Source organism: Burkholderia sp. RS01 (assembly GCF_039748055.1).
GTDB lineage: Bacteria > Actinomycetota > Actinomycetes > Actinomycetales > Micrococcaceae > Arthrobacter.
Window position 1 is genome coordinate 36086 of record NZ_JBDLAK010000014.1, and the last position, 22929, is coordinate 59014.

The 22929-nt window shown below is 67.1% G+C and carries 21 protein-coding genes and 1 tRNA gene; 11 read left to right on the forward strand and 11 right to left on the reverse strand.

What is annotated here, in order from left to right; translation table 11 throughout:
* Positions 1-145: 145 nt before the first annotated feature.
* Positions 146-3172 carry an alpha-mannosidase gene (locus ABFP37_RS13945; RefSeq protein ID WP_078028525.1) on the forward strand — a complete coding sequence of 1009 codons (3027 nt, stop codon included), beginning with the start codon at positions 146-148 and terminating at the stop codon, positions 3170-3172.
* Positions 3173-3217: 45 nt separating this feature from the next.
* Here ABFP37_RS13945 and ABFP37_RS13950 read toward each other — a convergent pair whose 3' ends face one another.
* The 7 genes from ABFP37_RS13950 to ABFP37_RS13980 all read right to left on the reverse strand — a co-directional run bounded on the left by ABFP37_RS13950 (position 3218) and on the right by ABFP37_RS13980 (position 8828).
* Positions 3218-3979, reverse strand: a complete 762-nt coding sequence (locus ABFP37_RS13950) for an amino acid ABC transporter ATP-binding protein (protein WP_185982405.1) — start codon at positions 3977-3979, stop codon at positions 3218-3220.
* Positions 3980-4028: 49 nt separating this feature from the next.
* A complete protein-coding gene (locus tag ABFP37_RS13955; protein WP_347033939.1) occupies positions 4029-4694 on the reverse strand; it encodes an amino acid ABC transporter permease in 666 nt (221 codons plus the stop codon).
* Entirely contained in the window at positions 4695-5510 is an 816-nt protein-coding gene (locus tag ABFP37_RS13960) for an amino acid ABC transporter substrate-binding protein (protein ID WP_347033940.1), read from the reverse strand.
* 308 nt (positions 5511-5818) lie between these two features.
* Positions 5819-6556 (reverse strand): hypothetical protein, encoded by a 738-nt coding sequence (locus ABFP37_RS13965; protein WP_347033941.1) that lies wholly within the window; start codon positions 6554-6556, stop codon positions 5819-5821.
* Positions 6553-7302 carry a hypothetical protein gene (locus ABFP37_RS13970; RefSeq protein WP_347033942.1) on the reverse strand — a complete coding sequence of 250 codons (750 nt, stop codon included), beginning with the start codon at positions 7300-7302 and terminating at the stop codon, positions 6553-6555. The genes ABFP37_RS13965 and ABFP37_RS13970 overlap by 4 nt, the downstream gene beginning before the upstream one ends.
* A gap of 36 nt (positions 7303-7338) precedes the next feature.
* Positions 7339-8082: a hypothetical protein gene (locus tag ABFP37_RS13975; RefSeq protein ID WP_347033943.1), complete on the reverse strand. Its 744-nt coding sequence runs from the start codon at positions 8080-8082 to the stop codon at positions 7339-7341.
* Positions 8079-8828 (reverse strand): hypothetical protein, encoded by a 750-nt coding sequence (locus tag ABFP37_RS13980; protein WP_347033944.1) that lies wholly within the window; start codon positions 8826-8828, stop codon positions 8079-8081. The genes ABFP37_RS13975 and ABFP37_RS13980 overlap by 4 nt, the downstream gene beginning before the upstream one ends.
* Positions 8829-9023: 195 nt before the next feature.
* Here ABFP37_RS13980 and ABFP37_RS13985 point away from each other — a divergent pair, with 195 nt between their 5' ends.
* Together ABFP37_RS13985 and ABFP37_RS13990 are read left to right on the forward strand one after the other, a co-directional pair.
* On the forward strand, positions 9024-10688 hold the full coding sequence (locus ABFP37_RS13985) for an ABC-F family ATP-binding cassette domain-containing protein (RefSeq protein ID WP_078028533.1): 1665 nt from the start codon (positions 9024-9026) through the stop codon (positions 10686-10688).
* Positions 10685-12610, forward strand: a complete 1926-nt coding sequence (locus ABFP37_RS13990) for an ABC transporter ATP-binding protein (RefSeq protein WP_078028534.1) — start codon at positions 10685-10687, stop codon at positions 12608-12610. Before ABFP37_RS13985 ends, ABFP37_RS13990 begins: the two co-directional genes overlap by 4 nt.
* Here ABFP37_RS13990 and ABFP37_RS13995 read toward each other — a convergent pair.
* From ABFP37_RS13995 to ABFP37_RS14005, 3 genes are all read right to left on the reverse strand, one after another.
* Complete coding sequence (locus ABFP37_RS13995) at positions 12607-13011, reverse strand: NUDIX domain-containing protein (RefSeq protein WP_078028535.1); 405 nt, start codon at positions 13009-13011, stop codon at positions 12607-12609. The genes ABFP37_RS13990 and ABFP37_RS13995 overlap by 4 nt on opposite strands.
* Complete coding sequence (locus ABFP37_RS14000) at positions 13008-13565, reverse strand: DUF6314 family protein (RefSeq protein ID WP_221937584.1); 558 nt, start codon at positions 13563-13565, stop codon at positions 13008-13010. Before ABFP37_RS14000 ends, ABFP37_RS13995 begins: the two co-directional genes overlap by 4 nt.
* A 1-nt stretch (position 13566) precedes the next feature.
* Positions 13567-13639 (reverse strand) — tRNA-Arg (locus tag ABFP37_RS14005).
* 85 nt (positions 13640-13724) lie between these two features.
* On the opposite strand from ABFP37_RS14005, the gene ABFP37_RS14010 reads away from it, so the two are divergent.
* On the forward strand, positions 13725-14510 hold the full coding sequence (locus ABFP37_RS14010; protein ID WP_347033945.1) for a hypothetical protein: 786 nt from the start codon (positions 13725-13727) through the stop codon (positions 14508-14510).
* Between the two features lie 27 nt (positions 14511-14537).
* On the opposite strand, the gene ABFP37_RS14015 is transcribed toward ABFP37_RS14010, so the two are convergent.
* A complete protein-coding gene (locus ABFP37_RS14015) occupies positions 14538-15173 on the reverse strand; it encodes a hypothetical protein (RefSeq protein WP_078028537.1) in 636 nt (211 codons plus the stop codon).
* Between the two features lie 75 nt (positions 15174-15248).
* On the opposite strand from ABFP37_RS14015, the gene ABFP37_RS14020 reads away from it, so the two are divergent.
* The 7 genes from ABFP37_RS14020 (at position 15249) to ABFP37_RS14050 (ending at position 22788) form a co-directional block, all read left to right on the forward strand.
* Positions 15249-16097 (forward strand): inositol monophosphatase family protein, encoded by an 849-nt coding sequence (locus tag ABFP37_RS14020; RefSeq protein WP_078028538.1) that lies wholly within the window; start codon positions 15249-15251, stop codon positions 16095-16097.
* 88 nt (positions 16098-16185) lie between these two features.
* Positions 16186-18741, forward strand: a complete 2556-nt coding sequence (pcrA, locus tag ABFP37_RS14025; protein WP_347033946.1) for a DNA helicase PcrA — start codon at positions 16186-16188, stop codon at positions 18739-18741.
* Between the two features lie 2 nt (positions 18742-18743).
* Positions 18744-19445, forward strand: a complete 702-nt coding sequence (locus tag ABFP37_RS14030) for a hypothetical protein (RefSeq protein WP_078028539.1) — start codon at positions 18744-18746, stop codon at positions 19443-19445.
* A gap of 224 nt (positions 19446-19669) precedes the next feature.
* Positions 19670-20839 carry an ADP-forming succinate--CoA ligase subunit beta gene (gene sucC, locus ABFP37_RS14035; protein ID WP_347033947.1) on the forward strand — a complete coding sequence of 390 codons (1170 nt, stop codon included), beginning with the start codon at positions 19670-19672 and terminating at the stop codon, positions 20837-20839.
* Positions 20840-20850: 11 nt separating this feature from the next.
* Positions 20851-21753 carry a succinate--CoA ligase subunit alpha gene (gene sucD, locus ABFP37_RS14040; RefSeq protein WP_078028541.1) on the forward strand — a complete coding sequence of 301 codons (903 nt, stop codon included), beginning with the start codon at positions 20851-20853 and terminating at the stop codon, positions 21751-21753.
* A 194-nt stretch (positions 21754-21947) separates the two neighbouring features.
* The gene (locus ABFP37_RS14045) at positions 21948-22331 is read left to right on the forward strand and encodes a metalloregulator ArsR/SmtB family transcription factor (RefSeq protein WP_347033948.1); all 384 of its coding nucleotides are present in this window, start codon (positions 21948-21950) and stop codon (positions 22329-22331) included.
* Positions 22315-22788 carry an SRPBCC family protein gene (locus ABFP37_RS14050; RefSeq protein WP_078028543.1) on the forward strand — a complete coding sequence of 158 codons (474 nt, stop codon included), beginning with the start codon at positions 22315-22317 and terminating at the stop codon, positions 22786-22788. The genes ABFP37_RS14045 and ABFP37_RS14050 overlap by 17 nt, the downstream gene beginning before the upstream one ends.
* The last annotated feature ends 141 nt before the right edge of the window (positions 22789-22929 follow it).

Genomic DNA, 22929 nt, shown 5'->3' on the forward strand with positions numbered 1-22929 from the left:
GCAGTAGATTTTATCCATCGAATGGACACGTTGATCCGCTTTCCAAGGCAGTTTGCCTGCCCGGATTCCAGCTGACCGCGACGCCCATGCCCGCAACGTAAGCCAGCACTGCGCGCTCCAGCTTCAAGCATTAAAGAGGAACACATTGCACGACGACCGCCGGATCACGGAAGTCCGTCTCGACCGCTTTCTCCGCGAGCGGATCACTCCAGCGATCTACACGCGAAGCACACCGCTCAGCCTCACCAGCTGGGACGTCCCGGACGAACCGGTCCCCGTGATGGAGGCGCTGCGGCAGGAGTTCGGGCCCCAGGAACACGGCGCCCCCTGGGGCCGTCCGTGGGGCACCAAATGGCTTCGGCTCCAGGGCGAGGTGCCGGATTCCTGGGGTATTGCGCCGGACACCGAGGTGGAGATCGTGGTGGACCTGGGGTTCACCACGGAGATCCCCGGATTCCAGTGCGAGGGGATTGCCTGGCGGCCGGACGGCAGCATCATCAAGGCCATATCCCCGCGCAACCAGCACATTCCGCTGAAGCTCCTGGGCAGCGGCATGGCAGTGGACTTCTATGTGGAAGCGGCAGCCAACCCCGACGTCGCCCAGGGCTGGAGCTTCGCCGCAACCCCCTACGGGGACAAAGCAACGGCGGGGACCCAGCCGCAGTACCGCCTGGGCAGCATTGCCGTTGCCGAGCTGAACCGGGCCGTGTGGGAACTCCAGCAGGACGTCTGGACCCTGAGCGGCCTGATGCACGAGCTGCCCACGGAGCTGCCGCGGCGCCATGAGATTCTCCGCGCCCTGGAACGGATGATGGACGTCATGGACCCGGACGACGTCGCGGGCACGGCCGCGGCCGGCCGGGCAGCCCTGGCCGAGGTGCTGGCGAGGCCCGCCTATGCCTCGGCCCACCAGCTGCTCGCCACCGGCCATGCGCACATAGATTCCGCCTGGCTGTGGCCCGTCCGGGAGACCATCCGGAAATGCGCCCGGACCTTTTCGAACGTGGTTGCCCTCATGGATGAGGATCCCGACTTCGTGTTCTCCTGTTCCTCGGCCCAGCAGCTGGCCTGGATCAAGGAGTTCTACCCGGAACTGTTCGCGCGCATCCGCGAGAAGGTCAGCTCCGGCCAGTTCGTCCCCGTGGGCGGCATGTGGGTGGAATCGGACACCAACATGCCCGGCGGGGAGGCCATGGCCCGGCAGTTCCTCGAAGGCAAGAGCTTCTTCCTTGACGAGTTCGGCGTCGAATGCAGGGAAGCCTGGCTGCCGGATTCCTTCGGCTACTCCGCCGCCCTGCCGCAGATCGTCAAGGCCGCCGGCAGCGAGTGGTTCCTCACCCAGAAGATCTCCTGGAACCAGATCAACCGGATGCCGCACCACACCTTCAACTGGGAGGGGATCGACGGCACGCGGCTGTTCACCCATTTCCCGCCCGTTGACACCTACAACTCCGAGCTGAGCGGCAGGGAGCTCGCCCACGCCGAGCGCAACTACCGCGACCACGGGCACGGCACCATCTCCCTCGTCCCCTTCGGCTACGGCGACGGCGGCGGCGGACCCACCCGCGAAATGCTAGCCGCCGCCCACCGGACGGCCGATCTGGAGGGCTCGCCCAAGGTCCGGCTCGGGAGCGCCGGCAGCTTCTTTGAGCAGGCCCAGGCCGAGTACACCTCCCTGCCCGTCTGGGTGGGGGAGATGTACCTGGAACTGCACCGCGGCACGTACACCAGCCAGGCCCGCACCAAGCAGGGCAACCGGCGCAGCGAGCACCTGCTGCGGGAGGCCGAACTGTGGTGTGCCACTGCGGCCGTCCGCTCAGGCGGCCGGTTCGCCTACCCGGCGGCCGAACTGAAGCGGCTGTGGCGGCTGGTGCTCCTGCAGCAGTTCCATGACATCCTGCCCGGCAGCGCCATCGCCTGGGTGCACCAGGATGCCGAACGGAATTACGCCGCCGTGGCCAAGGGCCTCGAAGCGGTCATCGGCCAGGCAGCCGCGGCCGCCCTCGGCGAGGGCAGCGACGAGTTCCTGCTCAACGCCGGTCCGCACGCACGCGACGGCGTTCCCGCGCTCGCGGCCGCGCCGGCCGTCCGGCCCGTCCAATCCGTCCGGGTTGCCTCGCAGGACGGCGGCTTCGTGCTGGACAACGGCATCATCCGCGCCGTGCTGGATGACAACGGACTGCTGATCTCGCTGCGGGACCACGCCAGGGGCCGCGAGGCCATCGCCCCGGGACAGTTCGGAAACCACCTGGAACTGCACCGCGACACGCCCAACGAATGGGACGCCTGGGACATCGACGAGTTCTACCGGCGCAACGTCACCTCCCTGACCGACGCCGCCTCGGTGCGGCTGGAGCAGCCCGGCACGGACGCCGTCGTCGTGGTGGAGCGGCTCTTCGGTGCCTCCCGGATCACGCAGCGCATCACGCTCGCCGCCGGCAGCGCCGCCCTGGGGATCTCCATGGAGGTGGACTGGCAGGAGCGTGAGAAGCTGCTCAAGCTGGGCTTCCCGCTGGACCTCCGGGCGGACCGCTCAGCCTCGGAGACGCAATTCGGCCACGTCTTCCGGCCCACCCACGTCAACACCTCGTGGGAGGCTGCGAAGTTCGAGATCTGCGCGCACCGCTGGATCCACGTGGCCGAGCCCGGCTACGGTGTGGCCATCGCCAATTCCTCCACCTACGGTCACGATGTCGCCCGGAACATCAGGGACGACGGCGGCACCACCACAACCGTCCGGCTCTCCCTGCTGCGCGCGGCGAAGTTCCCGGACCCCGAGGCCGACCGCGGCCGGCATGTGCTGGACGTATGGATCCGCCCGGGCGCCGGCATCGCCGATGCCGTTGAGGAGGGCTACCGTGCCAACCTAGCGCCGCGGACCGTCAAGGGCGGGCACCCCGTTGAGCCGCTCTTCTCGGTGGACAACAGAGCCCTGGTGATCGAAGCCGTGAAGCTGGCCGAGGACGGGTCCGGTGACGTGATTGTGCGCCTGTACGAATCGCTCGGCGAACGCTCCGCCGGGCGGCTCACCGCGAACTTCCCCGCGGCCGGAGTGCGGGCGGTGGATGTGCTCGAGCGGCCGGTCGACGCGCCCGGCGTTGTGGCCGGCCAGGACTCGGCGGAACTCACGCTGCGCCCGTTCCAGCTGGTTACGCTACGGTTCGCACGCTAAGCGCGCGGCCGGAAGGCTCTGCCCGGACTCGGCCGGAAGTAGCGGTCAGAATTCGTGCAGCAAGCGCCGGACGAACTGCCTGGTGCGCTCCTGGCGCGGCGCCCGCAGCACTTCGGCTGCGGGTCCGCGCTCCACCACCAAGCCGCCGTCCATGAAGATGACTTCGTCGGCCACCTGGCGGGCGAAGGCGAGCTCGTGGGTGACGATCACCATGGTCCAGCCTTCCTCGGCGAGTTCCTGGATGACGCCCAGCACCTCGCCCACCAGCTCCGGGTCCAGGGCCGAGGTAGGTTCGTCGAACAGCAGGAGCTGCGGCTTCAGGGCGAGGGCGCGCACGATGCCGACGCGCTGCTGCTGGCCGCCGGACAGCTCGAACGGGTAGGCGTCGCGCTTGTCCGACAATCCCACCCGGGCCAGCAGCTTCTCCGCGTCAGCGACGGCGTCGGCGCGCTTGCGCTTCTGCACCTGCACGGGGCCCTCGATGACGTTCTGCAGGACGGTCATGTGGGGAAACAGATTGTAGTGCTGGAACACCATGGCGCTGCGGTCCCTGAGGTCCGAGACGTCCTTCTTGGACACCTTGGCGGAGAAATCCAGCGCCAGGTCCGTGCCGGTGGACGTGTCCGCGAAGGTGACCGTCCCGGCGTCCGGCGTTTCCAGCCCGTTCAGCGAGCGGAGCACGGTGGTCTTTCCGGAACCGGACGGCCCGATCAGGGCCACCACGTTCCCGCGGCGCACGTCAAGGTCGATGTCCCGGAGGACCACGTTGCTGCCGAAGGCCTTGGCCAGATTGCGGACGGACAACACCGGCTTGGCCTTCGGGGCGGTGCCGCTGGCCGGCGTGTCCCCGGGCTGGCTAGTGGGCGACATAGCGGTCCAATCTCTTTTCGAGGGCGGATTGCCCGGTGGACAGCACCAGGCAGATGACCCAGTACACCAGCGCGGCCTCCAGGTACAGCGCCATGAACTCCTGGCTGAAGGCCGCGATCTGCTGGGCGTTGCGGAAGAGCTCCGTCACCAGGATGAGCGAGGCAAGCGAGGTGTCCTTGACCAGGGAGATGAAGGTGTTGGACAGCGGCGGCACGGAGACCCTGGCGGCCTGCGGCAGGATGATCCGCCGCAGGGCATGTCCGCTGGACATCCCGATGGTGTGCCCGGCTTCCCACTGGCCCTTGGGCACGGACAGGATGGCGGCCCGGATTACTTCGGCGGCGTAGCCGCCGACGTTCAGGGAGAACGCGATGATGGCACTCGGCCACGGGTCCAGCTTCACCCCCAGGCTCGGCAGGCCGTAGAAGATCACGAAGAGCTGCACCAGGAGCGGCGTGCCGCGGATCACCGAGACGTAGAACCTCGCAGCCCCGGACACGAGGGCGTTCCGGCTCAGCCGCATGAGCGCCACGAGCAGGGCCAGGGCCAGGCCCAGCGCGAACGAGGCCAGGGTCAGGGGAATGGTCCCGGTGACGGCCCCCGTGACGATGGGGCCGAAGGAGCTCCAGACGAGGTCCCAGTTGAACGGCATCTACTTGGTGACGTCCGTGCCGAAGTACGTCTCCGAGATCTTGGTCAGCGTGCCGTCGGCGCGGAGGTCGGTCATGGCCTTGTCCACGGCGGCGGTGAGCTCCGTGGATCCCTTCCGGAAGACGAACGCGCTTTCCGACTTGTCCTTGGTCTCGGCGGCAATCTTCAGGCCGGCGTCCGGATCGGTCTTGGCGTAGTCGAGGTAGGTGAGTTTGTCGTTGACCACGGCGTCTACCCGGCCTTGACGGAGCAGCGCCACAGCCTGGGCCCAGCCCTCCACGGCCTGGACGTTCGCGCCGGCATCCACGGCCAGCTTGTAGAAGTTGCTGGTGAGCGACTGGGCGGTGGTCTTGCCCTTGAGGCCCTCGAAACTGGTGATGGAGCTGTTGTCAGCCTTGGTCACCACCACGCCGTTGGAGACCGTGTACGGTGCGGAGAAATCGTACTTGGCTTTGCGCTCGGCGTTGATGGAGATCTGGTTCGCGATGGTGTCGAAGCGCTTGGCGTCGAGGCCGGCGAAGATGCCGTCGAACTGGGTCTCCTGGAAGGTGGCCTTCACGCCGATCTTGTCCGCGACGGCCTTGGCGATCTCAACGTCGAAGCCGGTGAGCCCGCCGGCACCCTCCGCGTGGAAGCTGAACGGCTTGTACGTGCCCTCGGTGGCGATCACGAGCTCACCCTTGGACTTCACATCGCTCAGCGACGTATCCGAGCTGCTGGCGGCCGGCGCCTGTGAACCGCCGCAGGCCGACAGGGCGAGCGCCAGGCCGGCGAGGGTGGCTGCGATTGCGGTGCGGCGGGAGTGGACGCGGTTCATGGCGGGGACCTTTTTCTTCGGGTGCAGTTGCTTCTTCAGGTGCAGATGCTTTGTCGCGGCGGCTGGAGCCGAATACTCCGCGAGACTACTCCCTGCAACGCATTTGGAAAGACCTTTTATTTCGCCATCTTACGGGGGCGCGACAGGGCTGTTAAACAGGCTGAGTGGGGGCGGTCCCCAACGGCCGCCACCACTCATCCCCCCAATGTGTGATCCGGCAGGCGCCACGGCCGGTGGGCCAGGCAGCAGCTGCTTTCACACATTCATGATTCTCTCACGGTCTAATGATTTTGTGAATCCCAGGGCCCCTACCCTTCAGTAGATGACGTTCCGAGTCCGCCCAGATCCTTGGCCCGGACCCGGGCGAGCCAGACCATTACGAGCCCCGATATGAAAAACAGCACGGCGCCGTTGTTGACCCCCACGCGCTCCAGGGCGAAGGCGGGAGCCGCAAACTCCAGCAGGAATCCGGCAATCGTGGCCACGGCGCCCGCTGCCATGAGGCCCGCGCCCGCGCGGACGAGCGGCGGCAGCCCGCTCCGGAGCGTGCGGACCAGTGACGGCAGAAGGGCGAGCGAAACGTAGGTGGGATAACCGCGGGCTGCCGCCCAGTAATAGGGCAGCAGGGCCGCATTCCGCGGACTCCTGCCGCCGGCCTCCGCCATGCCCGGGGATGACGCTGAAACGTCCATCAGCAGGAACAGTGTTGCCAGGGCCGCGGAAAACAGTCCGAGCACGCAGAGCCCGAGGCGCCCGGAAATCAGCGCGTCAGCGCCTGTGGCGCCAAATGCCCTGCTGACGCGGAAAGCCACCAGGTAAATCGCGGCGAAAACGATGAGCCGCAACAAGAGGCTGGCTACGTTGACGCCGCCCAGGGCCCCGTCGATAGGGAAGTAGAACACGTCCAGGCTGAGGACACCGGCCGCGGTGGCAAGGAGGAATATGAAGAACAAGGACCGGTTGGTGCCGCGCAGGGCGCTGGGAATCCGGGCGAGCGTGGCGGCCGCGCAGACGGCCAGGGTGGTCCACTGCAGGATCTCTTTCATCCGAGGTTCTCCAGGATCAGTTCGGTTTGTTCCTGGTCCTGTTCCTGGCGCCGCAGCGTCTTTCCCATCGCCTGCAGGCGATCTCCGGCCAGTACGGCCAGGTCGCCGTCCGTCAGCATGTCGAGGGCTGCCTGCCGGGACCCCGGTTCCCAGCCCGCTTCGGCTTCTGTGACGAGGCCGGTGGCCACGAGGCCTCCGGTGAGTCCGACGCCGGCAGCGCGGGAGGTGGCGATGGCCACCTCGGGTGCCATCCGGTTTGCGGTCAGCTGGGCCGAGTAGTTCTGCGGGGCGATGCCCGTGGCGGCGGAGACGCGGTGGCGGAGCTCGCCGTCGTCGATTGCGTCCACCCAGTTCTTCACGGACGTGGCGTGCGCGGCGGGACCGAGAGCCAGCAGCCCGGCCTGCCGTGCCCCGGAGGCCTCCGGAGCCGGCTCGTTGCCGGAGCGCGCGATCATCGCGCGCAGGAGGTCCACCGTGGCGATCTGACTGACCAGCTCCCGCGGCGACGGCGGGATCCGGGAACCGGCGAGGTCGCGATACGTCTCAAAGTAGGCCAAGGACGTGACGGGGTTTACGTTGAACGCCCGGCTGATGCTGACAACGGTCGACTCGGCCACCTTGCCCCGGACCAGTTGCTGCGCCAGGGTGGTGCGCTTGACCCCCGACAACCTGCAAACATCCGCGATGCTGGTGTCCGGCGCAATGCCGTGCAGCCAGCGTTGGAAGGCTTTGGCGGGGAGTGGCATGGGACGCTCTCTGCGGAACGGATGATTGGCTTGATCTTAGCGGCGGGCGGCGGCCCGCACCGTACCGTCCCGGGTCTTTCTGCCCGCCCGGAGCTTGGCCACCCAGATCAGCGCCAAGCCGAACACAAAGCACAGGATGGCGGTGTAGTTGATGATGAACGTTAGGAAGCCCAGCGCAGGCGGAATCAGCTGGAAGAACATGCCGAGGTTGACGGCTATCCCGCCGACGGCCAGCAGGAGTGCGCTGATCCGGAGCAGGGCCGGCAGGGTGCTGCGCACCGCGCGAAGCATGGCAGGCAGGAGGGCAAGGCAGACATATGCCGGGTAGGCCCTGCCGGCTGCCCCGTAGTACTCAACGAGGACCCTGTTCCGGTCATCCTTGTCGTAGACGCCCATCATCCCTGCTGATGATCCCTGGGTATCCATTAACTCGAACAGGACCAGCAGGGTCACTGAAATCAGCGCCAGGATTGCAGAGCCGGCATGACCCCGAACGAGCTGGAGGCCGCGCTGGTCTCCGAAGCCGTTCGCGATCCGGATGCCCAGGAAATAGATCGCCCCGAAGATGATGAACCGCAGGAGCAGATTGGCCAGGTTCGTGCCCCCCAGCAGGCCGTCAATGACCAGATAAGGCCCCTGGATACTCAGGAGGATGGCAAGGGTCATCAGCGCAAGAATGTAAAACAGCGATCTGTTCGTCTTGCGCACCAGATTCGGGACCCGGGACAGCGCCGCAGCTCCGCAGACGATCAGGGTGCTCCACTGCAGGATCTCAATCATCCCAGGTTCTCCCAGATCTTTTCGGTTTGTTGATGGTCGTGTTCCTGGCGCCGCAGGGTTTTCCCGAGGGCCTGGAGGCGGTCTCCCGCCAAAACTGTCAGGTCGCCGTCCGACAGCATATCGAGGGCTGCCTGCCGGGACCCCGGTTCCCAGCCTGCTTCGGCTTCTGTGACGAGGCCGGTGGCCACGAGGCCTCCGGTGAGTCCCACGCCGGCAGCGCGGGAGGTGGCGATGGCCACCTCGGGTGCCATCCTGTTTGCGGTCAGCTGGGCCGAGTAGTTCTGCGGGGCGATGCCCGTGGCGGCGGAGACGCGGTGGCGGAGCTCGCCGTCGTCGATTGCGTCCACCCAGTTCTTCACGGACGTGGCGTGCGCGGCGGGACCGAGAGCCAGCAGCCCGGCCTGCCGTGCCCCGGAGGCCTCCGGAGCCGGCTCGTTGCCGGAGCGCGCGATCATCGCGCGCAGGAGGTCCACCGTGGCGATCTGACTGACCAGCTCCCGCGGCGACGGCGGGATCCGGGAACCGGCGAGGTCGCGATACGTCTCAAAGTAGGCCAAGGACGTGACGGGGTTTACGTTGAACGCCCGGCTGATGCTGACAACGGTCGACTCGGCCACCTTGCCCCGGACCAGTTGCTGCGCCAGGGTGGTGCGCTTGACCCCCGACAACCTGCAAACATCCGCGATGCTGGTGTCCGGCGCAATGCCGTGCAGCCATCGCTGGAACGCCTTGGCGGGGAGTGGCATGGAACGCTCTCTACTGAACGAATAGGTGACACTGTGTTGGCGGCGGCCGACGTCGATTTTACGCAGCCCTCGGCATCAACTATGCTAGATGGTCGAACCCGTTGGTCCGTACACCCCCCAAGTCCGGACCAGCGGGTTCTTTCATGCCCGCCGGAATTTTCGGGCCAATACGGGCAGCGGTGAGAGGATGGACTAATGACTGCAACCCTTGTTGCCAAAGAACTTTCAGGCGGTCATGATCACCGCACCCTCTTCTCGAAGCTGTCCCTGACGGTGGCCCCCGGGGACGTTGTTGGCGTGGTCGGCGCCAACGGTGCCGGCAAGTCCACGCTGCTCCGGCTGTTGGCCGGCGTGGACCAGCCGCAGCAGGGCAGTGTCAGCCTGGCCCCGGCCGACGCCTTCGTGGGCTGGCTTCCGCAGGAGCACGAGCGGATACCCGGCGAGACCATCGCCGGGTACATCGCCCGGCGCACCGGCTCCGCCCAGGCAACCCACGAGATGGAAGCCACGGCCGAGGCCCTTGGCGCGGGCGCGCCCGGAGCCGACGACGCCTATTCCCTTGCGTTTGACCGCTGGATGGCCTCAGGCGCCGCGGACCTGGACGAACGCATACCGCCCGTCCTGGCCGATCTGGGCATGGACGTCGGTCCTGATGCTGAAATGACGGGGCTCTCCGGCGGCCAGGCGGCGCGCGTTGCACTGGCGGCCCTGCTGCTGAGCCGGTTCGACATCGTGCTGCTGGATGAACCCACCAACGACCTTGACCTGGACGGGCTGGCCAGGCTCGAAGCCTTCGTCCAGGGGCTCCGCGGCGGCGCCGTGCTCGTCTCGCACGACCGCGAATTCCTGGCCCGCTGCGTGACCACCATCGTGGAACTGGACCTCGCCCAGAATTCCGTGGCAGTGTACGACGGCGGCTACGAGGCCTTCCTGGAGGAGCGCGCCGTCGCCCGCCGGCACGCCCGCGAACGCTATGACGAATTCGCGGCCACCAAGGCGGACCTGGTGTCCCGGGCGAGGACCCAGCGTGAATGGAGCTCCCAGGGCGTCCGGAACGCGATGAAGAAAAACCCGGACAACGACAAGATCCGCCGCGCCGCCAGCTCCGAATCGTCGGAAAAGCAGGCGCAGAAGGTGCGGCAGATGGAATCCCGCATTGCCCGCCTGGATGTCGTGGAGGAACCCCGCAAGGAATGGCAGCTGCAGTTCAGCATCGGCCAGGCTCCGCGGTCGAGCTCCGTGGTGGCGACCCTCCGCGACGCCGTCGTGCGGCAGGGGAGCTTCACCCTCGGGCCGGTGAACCTGCAGCTCAACGCCGGCGAGCGGATCGGCATCACCGGGCCCAACGGGGCCGGCAAGTCGACGTTGCTGCGGCTGCTGCTGGGAGTACAGGAACCGGACTCCGGTGATGCGTCCCGGGGAGCGTCCGTGGCCGTCGGCGAAATCGACCAGGCCCGGGGGCTCCTTGCCGGCCACCTGAAACTCGGGGATGCGGTGGAGGCCGTGCTGGCCGATCAGACACCGGCGGAGGTCCGCACCCTGCTGGCCAAGTTCGGACTCAAAGCGGATCACACCGCCCGCACTGTGGACTCGCTGTCGCCGGGCGAGCGCACCCGCGCCGCCCTTGCCCTCCTGCAGGCCCGCGGCGTCAACCTCCTGGTGCTTGACGAACCCACCAACCACCTGGATCTGCCGGCGATCGAACAGCTGGAGGACGCGCTGGAAAGCTATGAGGGCGCCCTGCTGCTGGTGACCCACGACCGCCGGCTGCTGGAAAACGTCCGGCTCGATGTGCGCTGGAACGTGGACAACGGCATGGTGACCGAACTTATGACAGGCAAGATGGAGCACAAACTATGAGCATGGATGGCGTGGCCTGGCGCTCGCTTTACAACCTCACCAGCGCCAAGAGCGGCTCCAAGCCGTTCTCCAAGGAGACTCTGAAGCGCGTCCTCGGCTTCGCGCGGCCGCACCGCGGGCGACTGATTGCCTTCGTGGCGGTCTCCATTGCGATGGCCTTCCTGGCAGTGGCAACGCCGGTGCTGGCCGGCCAGGTGGTGAACGCCATCGTGGCCCGTTCGGGTTCGGGCGAAGTGATCCGCCTCGCCGCGCTCATCGCCGGCGTGGCCGTGGCGGAGGCCGCGATCGGCATGGTGAGCCGGTGGCTGTCCTCCACCATCGGCGAAGGCGTCATTGTGGATCTCCGCACCCGGGTCTTCGACCACGTGCAGAAAATGCCGATTGCATTCTTCACCCGGACCCGCACAGGTGCGCTGGTCAGCCGGCTCAACAATGACGTCATCGGCGCGCAGTCGGCGTTTGCCGGCACGCTGTCCGGGGTGGTCAGCAACGTCGTGGCCCTCGTGCTGACGCTCGTGGTCATGCTCAACACATCCTGGCTGGTCACCGTGCTGGCCATGATCCTGCTGCCGATCTTCCTCATTCCCGCACGCAGGATGGGCTCCCGGCTGGCCGACCTGCGCCGCGAGGCCGCCGAGCACAACGCCGCCATGGGCACCCAGATGACCGAGCGCTTTTCCGCGCCGGGCGCCACCCTGGTGAAGCTCTTCGGCCGCCCGGACGAGGAGTCCCGCGAGTTCGCCGTCCGGGCCGGACGCGTCCGGGACATCGGCGTCCGGACGGCGATGCTGCAGTTCACCTTCGTGACGGCGCTGACGCTGGTTTCGGCGCTGGCCCTGGCCCTCGTCTACGGCCTGGGCGGCTGGCTGGCCATCGCAGGCCAGCTCGCGCCCGGCGACGTCGTGGTGCTGGCCCTGCTGCTCACCCGCCTCTACGCACCGCTCACCGCGCTCTCCAACGCCCGGGTGGAGATCATGAGCGCCCTGGTCAGCTTCGAGCGCGTGTTTGAGATCCTTGACCTCCAGCCGCTCATCCAGGAAAAGCCCGATGCCGTGGAGGTCCCGCCGGGCCCCGTCGCCGTGGAGTTCGACGACGTCAGGTTCGCCTACCCGTCCGCGGACAAGGTCTCCCTCGCCTCGCTGGAGGAAGTGGCCACGCTGGACACCCGCGGCGGCGAGGAGGTGCTGCACGGGATCAGCTTCCGCGTGGAGCCGGGCCAGACCGTGGCCCTCGTGGGCTCGTCCGGTGCGGGCAAATCCACCATCGCCCAGTTGCTCTCAAGGCTGTACGACGTCGACTCCGGCGCCGTGCGTCTCGGCGGCCCGGCATTCGATGGCATCGGTTCGGGGGGGCTGGACGTCCGCGACCTGACCTTTGATTCCATGCGGGCGACGCTGGGCATGGTGACCCAGGACGGTCACCTGTTCCACGAATCGATCGCCTCCAACCTTCGGCTGGCCCGTCCCGACGCCACCGAGGAGGACATGTGGGACGTGCTCCGGCAGGCCCGGCTCGAATACATGATCCGTTCGCTGCCCGACGGCCTGGACACCGTGGTGGGGGAGCGGGGCTACCGGCTGTCCGGCGGCGAACGCCAGCGGCTCACCATCGCCCGGCTGCTCATCGCCCAGCCGCGCGTGGTCATTCTCGACGAGGCCACGGCGGCGCTGGATTCCACGAACGAAGCCGCCGTCCAGGCGGCGCTCAGCGCAGCGCTCGAGGGGCGCACCGCCGTCGTGATTGCCCACCGGCTGTCCACGATCCGCGCCGCGGACGTGATCCTGGTGGTGGAGGACGGCTCGATCGTGGAGCGCGGCACGCACACTGAGCTTCTTGCCGCCGACGGACGCTATGCCGAGCTCTACCGGACGCAGTTTGCCGAGGCGACCGCGGTGGCCGAGGAAGCCGTCCCGGAGCTCTAATCGCCTAGCGCTGCCAGGGCAGGAAGGATGTGGTCCGTGAGCAGCGGGGCGAGGTCGGCGGGCAGATCGGCGGCCAGGTCCAGCCAGCGGATTTCGGCGATCTCGGCCGAGGGGTGCGCAACCCACGTCCCCGGTGCCGTGAAGACCGTTGCCTCGATTTCGGTGGCGGCCTCGTTGGCGGCATCGGCCAGCCACACGCCCATGAGCGTCAGCTCGCGCGGATCCACGACGATCCCCACTTCCTCCTCGAGTTCCCGGGCGGCCGCCTGCACCGCGGTTTCGCCCGGTTCCGGCTTGCCGCCGGGGTGCATGAACTTGTCCGTTCCGCGTTTGCGGACGGTCAGGAGCCGGCCGGCCGGGTCATAGACGCAGACGGCGGAGACGATGATGCGCGGATTCACGGGTTTGAGCCTAGCTGTTCGGGGCCCGTCTGCTCCCTGCCCGGCTGCTGCGTGGCCGGCTGCTCTTCCGGGAAAACTGCCGCGGGAAGCCGCAGCAGCACGGATTCCAGCAGCAGATCCTTGCGGGGCCCGGAGACGTCCCAGGCGTAGCTGAATTCGTCCGGGCCGGTGAGCGAATATGTGACGCGGTAGGTGTCGGGATCACACCAGTGCCGGTCCTGGCTGGCCGCCGCGGAGAAGCTCATCCGGTGGAACGGCCGGCCGTCGGGAAACACCATGTCCATGGCGTCCGGGGAGTCGGTGGGCCGGAGCAGGTAGTCGCGTGTCGCGGGACCGGTGAAGGTTCCGCCCTCCGCAGCAGGCCAGCGCACCGTGCCTTCTTCGTGGAAGCGCAGCGCGCCGTCGTCGTCCGTTTCCGAAAAGGTGACGACGCCGGCAAAGGTTCCGCGGGTGCCGGCCGCACGGTCCAGCATGGTCCGCTGCACGGACCAGCGGCCCGCACTGCCCGGGCCCAGCAAATAGCCGCGGAGACCGGAGCTGTGCTGCGCATTCAAGTGCCCTCGATTGGAATCGAACCAACGACACCGGCTTTAGGAGAGCCGTGCTCTATCCACTGAGCTACGAGGGCGGGCGTCCGGCGCCGCCGGTATTAGCCGGCCCGTTCGAACACGATTACAAGCATACAAGGTGACGGCGCGTACTACGCTCTTGGCATGGCCGCCGCAGCTCAAGCACCGTCCGTCCGGGGCACGTTCCTGCCTGACACCGCCTCGACCCGGCAGTACATCGGTGCGTGGGCGGTCCTAAGTGTGGTCCAGTATTTCGTGGCGGAGGCGGCCGTCATCGGGGCCTGGGCCGGCCCTGAGCGGTACAGCCGGCGGACCGGCCTCATCAGCGATCTGGGCGCCGTCAGCTGCGGTATTCATGACGGGCGCAACATCTGCTCGCCCCTGCACGCACTCATGAACGCCTCGTTCGTGGTGCAGGGCCTGGGGATGCTGCTGGGCGCCCTGCTGCTGAGTTCGGCGCTGTTGCGGATCGCGGCCAGGCCGGGAGTGCGGGTTGCGGTCACCCCTCGCGGTGACGTGCCGTGGCTGGCGGCGGTTGCCGCGCGGATCCTGACCGGGGCTGCCGGTGCCGGAACGGTCACCGTGGGGCTGGTCCCGGAGGATGTGGGCTCGGGCTGGCACTACGCCGGGGCGGTCACGTACTTCATCGCAGGAGCCTTCGCGCTTCTCCTCTTGGGCGCAGTGTGGCTGCGCCAGACCCCGCTGGGATGGCTCATCCTGGGCGCGGGCGGAGTGTCCGCGGCGGCGCTTGTCACGGCGGGCGTCACCGGACTGGACGTCCCCGAACCCGGCACCCTGGAACGGTTCATGGGATACCCCATCACCATCGGCCTGGCTGCCGCGGGCCTGGTCATCGCCCAGCGCGTCCGGCAGGAACGGGTGGCGCGCAGGGCCCTCCGGGTGGCGCGTGCCGACGGCAGCCCGGGCTAAGCGGTGCCTGTGCCGGCGACACTCGGCCTAGGCCGGCGGCGGCTGCTTCCGCGCCCGGCGCCCCAGGAAGACGGACACGCCGCCGATCACCAGGCTCAGCACCAGCAGCACCCAGCCGGCAACCGTGAGGCCGGAGGCCAGGGCCACCTGGCCGGGATCGAGGTCGACGGCAGCCACAACGGAGTCAACGGCCACATTGGCCCAGAGGCGGACCACCACGAACAGAAGCGGCACGCACCACAGCGCCCAGCGGAGGGCCTTCTTCGCCACGTTCGTGCCGATCAGCAGCAGCCAGGTGAAACCGAAGATCAGCGGGAACAGGGTGCCGGCCGTCTTGTGGATGAAGTTGAGCTGGCCGCGCGCGTCGCCGTCCATGGCCCGGCGAAGCTGCTCCACATAGCCGGCGTCGAAGCCGCCGATGAGGGAATCGGGCATGGGCAGGCCGCCCGAAAGCTGGGTGAGCTGGTTCAGCGTGAGCAGGTGGACGTACCAGAATAGGAACAGGCTGGCCACGACGCCGGCTATGACAATGAGGCTGCCGTTGTTCTGGGCTTTTTCCGGCGTGCGGGCCGTGGTGGGGTTGATCACCGGAGGCAGGTAGTGCTGGGGGACAGCGGCCTTTGCGCCGTGCTTTTTGATCCGCTGTGCGGGTGTCTTGGCCATGCGTCCATTATCGCCCGGCAGGAAAGACCGGAACCGCATCGCACTGAGGGCGGCCGCGCCGATAGGCTGGGGACCGTGACCGAACTGGGAAGACACAAATTGGGTAAACACAGCGCCGCCAACCTGAGCCCCGAGCTCGACGACTTTGAATTGGCTTCCGCCCTGGTCCGCGAGGCGGGAATGCTGGCGCTGATGATGCGGCAGGGCGGGCTCGACGCCCAGCGCAAAACCTCCGTCTCCGACGTCGTCACGGCCGCCGACCACGCGGCCGAGGCGTACGTGCTGGAACAGCTGCGCCGCTGCAGGCCGGACGACGGCGTCCTCGGCGAGGAAGGCGCCGCCGTCCACGGCAGCAGCGGGCGGACGTGGGTCATCGATCCGGTGGACGGAACCTACAACTTCCTCCACGGCTCCACCTACTGGTGCTCCGCGATTGCCCTCAAAGACGAATCCGACGTCATCCTGGGCGCCATCTTCCAGCCCGAGGAAGACAAGCTGTGGCTCGGCGGCACGGGCCGCGCCGCCACGCTCAACGGCGATCCCGTCACCACGTTCGCGCCTGACGGGGCAAACCGCAGCGCCGACGATCTTTCCCAGATCGGTGCCGCCACCTACATCCACCCGCGCTGGCTGGCGGATCCGATGTGCGCCATGCCCTGGCATGCCGCCGCCAGCTCGGCTGCCACGCTGCGCATGTTCGGGTCCGGCTCGTGCGACCTCGGGCGCGTGGCGGACGGTGAGCTCGGCTGCTGGTTCCAGCACAGCTGCCCGGAGTGGGACTGGCTGCCGGGGAAGGCGATTGTGCTCGCCGCCGGCGGCGCCACCGGAAGCGTTTACGTCAACGGGCTGGAGTGGTTCATGGCAGGAGGCGCGACGGCGGTACACCAGCTCCGTGCGGCCCTTGAGTCAGGGTCTGTGGACTAGCTCGCTGCGCGGCTTCCGGGGGCAGCATCGGGCCTTATCCACAGGGCGGACTGCAGTGTCAGCCCCACCGCCTAGACTTGTAGTCACCATGGATATGTTGTTTGACCCGTACGCTGACGGTCCGTTCAAGGCAGGCTCCCGCGCCGCCGCCCTCACCAAGTCGCGCCCGGAATCCGGGCAGGCGCCCGTCGAATTCGGCGGCGGCGGACCCGGCCGGGGGGACCGCGCTGCGGGTTCCTCAACGGGTCCGGCCGGCGGCCCCACCGGTGGCGGCCAGCCTGGTGACTGGTCTCCCCGGCCGCAGCTGCCGGACGCTGCCGCCCTGCTGGAGGGGCTGAACCCTGAACAGGAAGAGGCCGTCAAACACGCCGGCAGCGCGCTGCTGATCGTTGCCGGCGCCGGCTCAGGCAAGACCCGCGTGCTCAGCAACCGGATTGCCTATCTGATCGCTACCCGGCGCGCCCACCATGGCGAGATCCTGGCCATCACGTTCACCAACAAGGCCGCCGCCGAAATGCGGGAGCGCATCGAAGCCCTCGTGGGCGGCCGGGCCAAGATCATGTGGATTTCCACCTTCCACTCGTCCTGCGTGCGCATCCTCCGGCAGGAAGCCGCCAACGTGGGGCTCAAGTCCAATTTCTCCATCTATGACTCCGCGGACTCCCTGCGGCTTGTCACACAGGTGTCCAAGAACCTGGACCTGGACCCCAAGAAGTTCGCGCCCAAGGCCATCCAGCACAAGATCTCCGCTCTGAAGAACGAGCTGATCGACGCCGATTCCTACGCCTCCTCCGCCAACCACAACGATCCCTTCGAACAGGCCGTGGCCGACGTCTTCAAGGGCTACACCCAGCGTCTCCGCCAGGCAAACGCCATGGACTTCGACGACCTCATCGCCGAGACCGTCTACATGTTCAGGGCGTTCCCGGCGCTCGCCGAATCGTACCGCCGGCGCTTCCGGCACGTGCTGGTGGACGAATACCAGGACACCAACCACGCCCAGTACGCGCTGGTCCGGGAAATCGTGGGCGAGGGGCCGGGAGCGGCCGAGCTCACTGTCGTGGGCGATTCCGATCAGTCCATCTACGCCTTCCGCGGGGCCGACATCCGCAACATCGTGGAGTTCGAGAAGGACTACCCCGACGCCCGCACCATCAAGCTGGAACAGAACTACCGCTCCACCCAGAACATCCTGAGCGCCGCCAACTCCGTCATCTCCCGCAATCCGAACCGGCCGGAGAAGCGCCTGTGGACGGCGGAGGGCGAGGGCCACAAGATCATCGGCTACGTGGGTGAAAACGAACACGACGAAGCCCAGTTCATCGCCAAGGAGATTGACCGGCTGCAGGACGAGGACAACCTCCGCCCCGGGGACGTCGCCATCTTCTACCGCACCAACGCCCAGTCGCGGTCCATCGAGGACGTCCTGGTGCGCGTGGGCCTGCCCTACAAGGTGGTGGGCGGCACCAGGTTCTACGAGCGCAAGGAAATCAAGGACGCCCTCGCGTACCTCCGTGTCCTGGTCAACCCCGACGACGACGTCAACCTCCGCCGGGTCCTCAACGAACCCAAACGCGGGATCGGCGACCGTGCCGAGGGCGCCGTTGCAGCGCTCGCCGAGCGGGAACGGAGCTCGTTCATGGCCGCCGCCCGCCGCGCCGACCAGGCTCCCGGCATGGCCACCCGTTCGGTCAACGCCGTGCTCGGCTTCGTCAAGCTCCTGGACGACCTCGCCGAAGTGGCAGCCGGTTCCGGCGCCGCCGCGGCGCTCGAAGCCGTGCTGGAACAGACCGGATACCTCGCCGGGCTGCGTTCCAGCACGGATCCGCAGGACGAGTCCCGGGTGGAGAACCTCGCCGAACTCGTGGCAGTGGTGCGGGAATACGAACAGGAGAATCCGGAGGGTTCCCTTGGCGCCTTCCTGGAGCAGGTATCGCTCGTCGCGGATGCCGACCAGATTCCGGATGCGCCGGGAGCCGACATCGACGCCGCGGTGGCAGAGGCCAAGCGGCTGGGCGTGGTCACGCTCATGACGCTGCACACGGCCAAGGGCCTCGAATTTCCCGTGGTGTTCCTGACCGGCATGGAACACGGGCTCTTCCCGCACCAGCGCTCCGCCACGGACCCCAAGGAGCTGGCCGAGGAACGCCGCCTCGCCTACGTGGGCCTCACCCGCGCCCGGAAGCGGCTGTATGTCACCCGCTCCGAAGTCCGGAGCATGTGGGGCCAGAGCCAGTACAACCCGGCCAGCCAGTTCCTCGAAGAAATCCCGTCCGAGCTCGTCGAATGGAAGCGCGAGGGCACCAGCCGGCAGGCAGGCGGCTGGGGGAGCGGCGCCCCGATCGGCTCGAACCGGTACGGCGGATCGTTCTGGGGGGCAGGTACGGCGCGCAGTGCCAAGGCCGATTCCTCGGCAGGCTTCAACGCGGATGTTCCGGCCGCCGTCGCAAAGAACCGCGTCCAGCCGCAAAAGGAAGTCGTCGCGGTCAGCGTGGGGGACAAAGTCAACCACACCAGCTTCGGCAACGGAACGGTGCTGGCGGTCGAGGGAGCGGGGGACAAGACCGTGGCGAAGGTGAAGTTCGACGTCGGCGAGAAGCGGCTGTTGCTGCGCTACGCGCCGCTCACCAAACTCGACGCCTGACCATGGCGGTTCGCTGGGCTGCCGCGGCGGCGGCCGCCGGCCTGCTTGCCGTGGTCACGGGCTGTTCCGTCACGGTGCGGGACCCCGGGTACACGCCGCCCCCGCCGCTGCCCGCCCTTGAGCAGCTGAGGCAGGCGCCGTTGTCCGATGCCCGGACATTTTCCGCGGGGGAGGACGTCCTGGCCTTCGTCACCGCGGACCGGAACGTGGTCTGCTCGCTGACCTCGGCGCACGGTCCGCACGTCAATCTGCCCTACGAACAAAACAACTTCAACGACCCCGCCAACCGGAAACTGGCCACGGTTCCGGCAGCGCACTGCGAGCTCGCGGTCTACCCGGCGCCCCAGGCCGCGGATATCAAGGACGACTGCTCGGGGACCGGCCTGGGCTATCTGGGCGGAACGGCCGTGCTCACGCCTGACCGGGCCGGATACGGCGAGTGCCGGTCCGGAGTCACCCAGATGGAGTCCGAGTACGGGCCCCAGGGGTCGCGCACCGGCCCGATCTCGCAGCTGCCGGTTCTTCCCGAGGGCGGAAACCTGGAACGCAACGGCCTGAGGTGCTCCGCATACGACGCCGGGGTGGCCTGCGGGAACCTCTCCGGAGGCACCGGTTTCTTCGTCAGCCGCGATCATTACGAACTCATCTCGGGCGGCGGCAAAAAGGCCTCCACGGCGCCCTCCAAGGCCTCAAAAACCCCGTAATCATGCGGTTTTTCTACGCTCCATAGAATAGTGTCCTTACTCACATAACAGGTAGTCTGGAACGGGCATGTCCCCATAAAGGACTAGAGTTCCGAGAGGAGCATTGCGCCGCGCGGCTCGTTTCCTGACCTGCCGCAGGGCGCGTTTATTCCGCAGCCCGGTAACCGCGAGAACGTGGGGTCCGGCTGTACAGAAACTACTTCGACGTAGAAGGACACTAAACCGTGGACCTGTTTGAATATCAGGCGCGCGATATGTTCGAGGCGCACGGTGTACCCGTGCTTGCTGGCATCGTGGCGCATACCCCTGAAGAAGCAAAGGCAGCTGCCGAGAAGATCGGCGGCGTAACTGTCGTCAAGGCGCAGGTTAAGGTCGGTGGCCGCGGTAAGGCCGGCGGCGTCAAGGTGGCCAAGTCCGCCGATGAGGCGCTTGAGCACTCCACCAACATCCTGGGCATGGACATCAAGGGCCATATTGTTAACAAGGTGATGATTGCCCAGGGTGCGGATATTGCCGAGGAATACTACTTCTCCGTCCTGCTGGACCGGGCCAACCGCAACTACCTGGCCATGTGCTCGGTTGAGGGCGGCATGGAAATCGAGCAGCTCGCCGTCGAACGCCCCGAGGCGCTCGCGAAGGTTGCCATCGATCCCGCCGTGGGCATCGACCAGGCCAAGGCCGACGAAATCGTCGCCGAAGCCGGCTTCCCCGAGGAACTGCGCGGCAAAGTCGCCGCCGTCATCCTCAAGCTCTGGGACGTCTTCAAGAAGGAAGACGCCACCCTTGTGGAGGTCAACCCGCTGGTGAAGACCGGCGCGGGCGACATCGTTGCCCTCGACGGCAAGGTGACCCTGGACGAGAACGCCGAGTTCCGCCACGCCAAGCACGCCCTCCTCGAAGACAAGGACGCTGCAGATCCGCTCGAGGCCAAGGCCAAGGCGCAGGACCTGAACTACGTCAAGCTCGACGGCGAAGTGGGCATCATCGGCAACGGTGCCGGCCTGGTCATGTCCACCCTGGACGTTGTTGCCTACGCCGGTGAAAACCACGGCAACGTCAAGCCCGCCAACTTCCTGGACATCGGCGGCGGAGCTTCCGCTGAGGTCATGGCTGCAGGCCTCGACGTCATCCTCGGCGACGCGCAGGTCAAGTCCGTGTTCGTGAACGTCTTCGGCGGCATCACCGCCTGTGACGCCGTCGCCAAGGGCATCGTCGGTGCGCTGGCCGAGCTGGGCCACAACGCGAACAAGCCGCTGGTAGTCCGCCTCGACGGCAACAACGTTGAGGAAGGCCGCCGCATCCTGGCCGAGGCCAACCACCCGCTGGTTACCCTGGCCGCCACCATGGACGAGGGCGCCGACAAGGCCGCCGAGCTCGCCAACGCAGCTAAGTAAAGGGACGCACCATGTCTATCTATCTGAACAAGGACTCCAAGGTCATCGTCCAGGGCATCACGGGCGGCGAAGGCACCAAGCACACCGCCCTCATGCTCAAGGCCGGCACCAACATCGTGGGCGGCGTCAACGCCCGCAAGGCCGGCACCACCGTCCTGCACGGCGACACTGAAATCAACGTCTTCGGCACCGTCAAGGAAGCCATGGCTGAAACCGGCGCCGACGTCTCCATCGTCTTCGTGCCGCCGGCATTCACCAAGAACGCTGTTGTTGAAGCCATCGAGGCCGGCATCGGCCTGGTCGTTGTCATCACTGAAGGCGTGCCGGTCCAGGATTCCGCCGAGTTCTGGGCACTGGCCCAGTCCACGGTGGACGCTGACGGCAACCAGGTCACCCGCATCATCGGACCGAACTGCCCCGGCATCATCACCCCCGGCGAGGCACTGGTCGGCATTACGCCGAACAACATCACGGGCAAGGGCCCCATCGGACTGGTCTCCAAGTCCGGCACCCTGACCTACCAGATGATGTACGAACTGCGCGACCTGGGCTTCTCCACCGCCATCGGCATCGGCGGCGACCCCGTCATCGGCACCACCCACATCGACGCCCTGGCCGCGTTCGAGGCTGACCCGGAAACCAAGGCGATCGTGATGATCGGCGAAATCGGCGGCGACGCCGAAGAGCGTGCGGCCGACTTCATCAAGGCCAACGTCACCAAGCCGGTCGTCGGCTACGTGGCAGGCTTCACCGCTCCGGAAGGCAAGACCATGGGCCACGCCGGCGCCATCGTCTCCGGTTCCGCCGGTACCGCACAGGCTAAGAAGGAGGCCCTCGAGGCCGCAGGCGTGAAGGTCGGCAAGACGCCGTCCGAGACCGCGAAGCTGCTGCGCGAGGTCTACGCAACCCTCTAAGCTCTCCCCAAAGCAACGCGGGGTCACTTTTCGCATTTCCACCCGGTGGATTCGGCGAAAAGTGACTCCGCGTTGTTTGTTTTGACCCTTGCGCGGAATCCGGCACGGGCCTAATGTTGTTAACAACTAATTGGTTGATCAACAACTCAATTGATTACAGCAGCGCACTGATACACGAGAACGAATCCGGGGCAATGAAAGTGGATACCGGGAACGACGACGACCTTCTGAATGCGGCCTTCCTGGCGCTTTCCGATCCCGTCCGGCGCCGTCTCATCTCCCGGCTCAGCCGGGGGCCAGCCACCGTCAATGAACTGGCCGAACCCTTCGCGATCACCAAGCAGGCGGTCTCGAAGCACATCCAGGTCCTCGAGCAGGCACAGCTGGTCACGCGCAGCCGCGATGCCCAGCGCCGGCCCGTCCACCTGAATCCCGCACGGCTCGAAGCGCTCACCGCGTGGATCGACCAGTACCGGCTGGTCCGCGAGGCGCAGTTCCGCAGCCTCGATGCCGTACTCCGCTCCAATGCCGCCCCGGCGGCGGCAGTGAAAAGGACCGACAATGAGCAACCCACTTAAACTCACCGTCCCCGACGGCGTCCCGTTCATCGACTTCGAGCGGGAATTCGATTTCCCGGTTGCCGACGTTTTCCGCGCCCACAAGGAGCCCGGGCTGATCAGCCAGTGGCTGGGCCCGCGGAACACGAACATCGACATCGACCACTATGATTTCCGCTCCGGCGGCACCTACCTCTACAACCACACCGGTCCGGACGGTGTGACCTACGCATTCAGCGGCATCTTCCACACCGTCCGCGAGAACGACTTCGCCATCCAGACCTTCGAGTTCAGCGGCTACCCGGACATTGTCAGCATCGAATTCATGAACTTCGAGGACCTGGGCGGCGGCCGTTCCAAGATCAGGGGGCATTCCGTCTACCCCAGCATGGAAGCCCGCGACGGCATGGCCCAGTCCGGCATGGAAGGCGGCATGACCGAGGGCTACGAGCGCCTGGACGAGCTGCTCGCCAAGTGATTTCGGCGCACCGGCGAGAACTCCGAAGCCGATAATTCCAGAAGTACGACGGCGGGCGGTCACCTTCTGAGCGAAGGTGACCGCCGCCGTCGTACGTCTTTAAGAAGCGCTCCAAATGCGGCCGGCCCGCGCCTGTGCGCC

Bases quoted from the DNA above. Each gene is read 5' to 3' on its own strand.
- ABFP37_RS13965 (WP_347033941.1), bottom strand. From the start codon at position 6,556: ATGAAAGAGATCCTGCAGTGGACCACCCTGGCCGTCTGCGCGGCCGCC.
- ABFP37_RS14030 (WP_078028539.1), top strand. From the start codon at position 18,744: ATGGCGGTTCGCTGGGCTGCCGCGGCGGCGGCCGCCGGCCTGCTTGCC.
- ABFP37_RS14015 (WP_078028537.1), bottom strand. From the start codon at position 15,173: ATGGCCAAGACACCCGCACAGCGGATCAAAAAGCACGGCGCAAAGGCC.
- ABFP37_RS14050 (WP_078028543.1), top strand. From the start codon at position 22,315: ATGAGCAACCCACTTAAACTCACCGTCCCCGACGGCGTCCCGTTCATC.
- ABFP37_RS13955 (WP_347033939.1), bottom strand. From the start codon at position 4,694: ATGCCGTTCAACTGGGACCTCGTCTGGAGCTCCTTCGGCCCCATCGTC.
- sucD (WP_078028541.1), top strand. From the start codon at position 20,851: ATGTCTATCTATCTGAACAAGGACTCCAAGGTCATCGTCCAGGGCATC.
- ABFP37_RS14010 (WP_347033945.1), top strand. From the start codon at position 13,725: ATGGCCGCCGCAGCTCAAGCACCGTCCGTCCGGGGCACGTTCCTGCCT.
- ABFP37_RS13980 (WP_347033944.1), bottom strand. From the start codon at position 8,828: ATGCCACTCCCCGCCAAGGCGTTCCAGCGATGGCTGCACGGCATTGCG.
- ABFP37_RS13975 (WP_347033943.1), bottom strand. From the start codon at position 8,082: ATGATTGAGATCCTGCAGTGGAGCACCCTGATCGTCTGCGGAGCTGCG.
- ABFP37_RS13990 (WP_078028534.1), top strand. From the start codon at position 10,685: ATGAGCATGGATGGCGTGGCCTGGCGCTCGCTTTACAACCTCACCAGC.
- pcrA (WP_347033946.1), top strand. From the start codon at position 16,186: ATGGATATGTTGTTTGACCCGTACGCTGACGGTCCGTTCAAGGCAGGC.
- ABFP37_RS13970 (WP_347033942.1), bottom strand. From the start codon at position 7,302: ATGCCACTCCCCGCCAAAGCCTTCCAACGCTGGCTGCACGGCATTGCG.
- ABFP37_RS13985 (WP_078028533.1), top strand. From the start codon at position 9,024: ATGACTGCAACCCTTGTTGCCAAAGAACTTTCAGGCGGTCATGATCAC.
- ABFP37_RS14045 (WP_347033948.1), top strand. From the start codon at position 21,948: ATGAAAGTGGATACCGGGAACGACGACGACCTTCTGAATGCGGCCTTC.
- ABFP37_RS13960 (WP_347033940.1), bottom strand. From the start codon at position 5,510: ATGAACCGCGTCCACTCCCGCCGCACCGCAATCGCAGCCACCCTCGCC.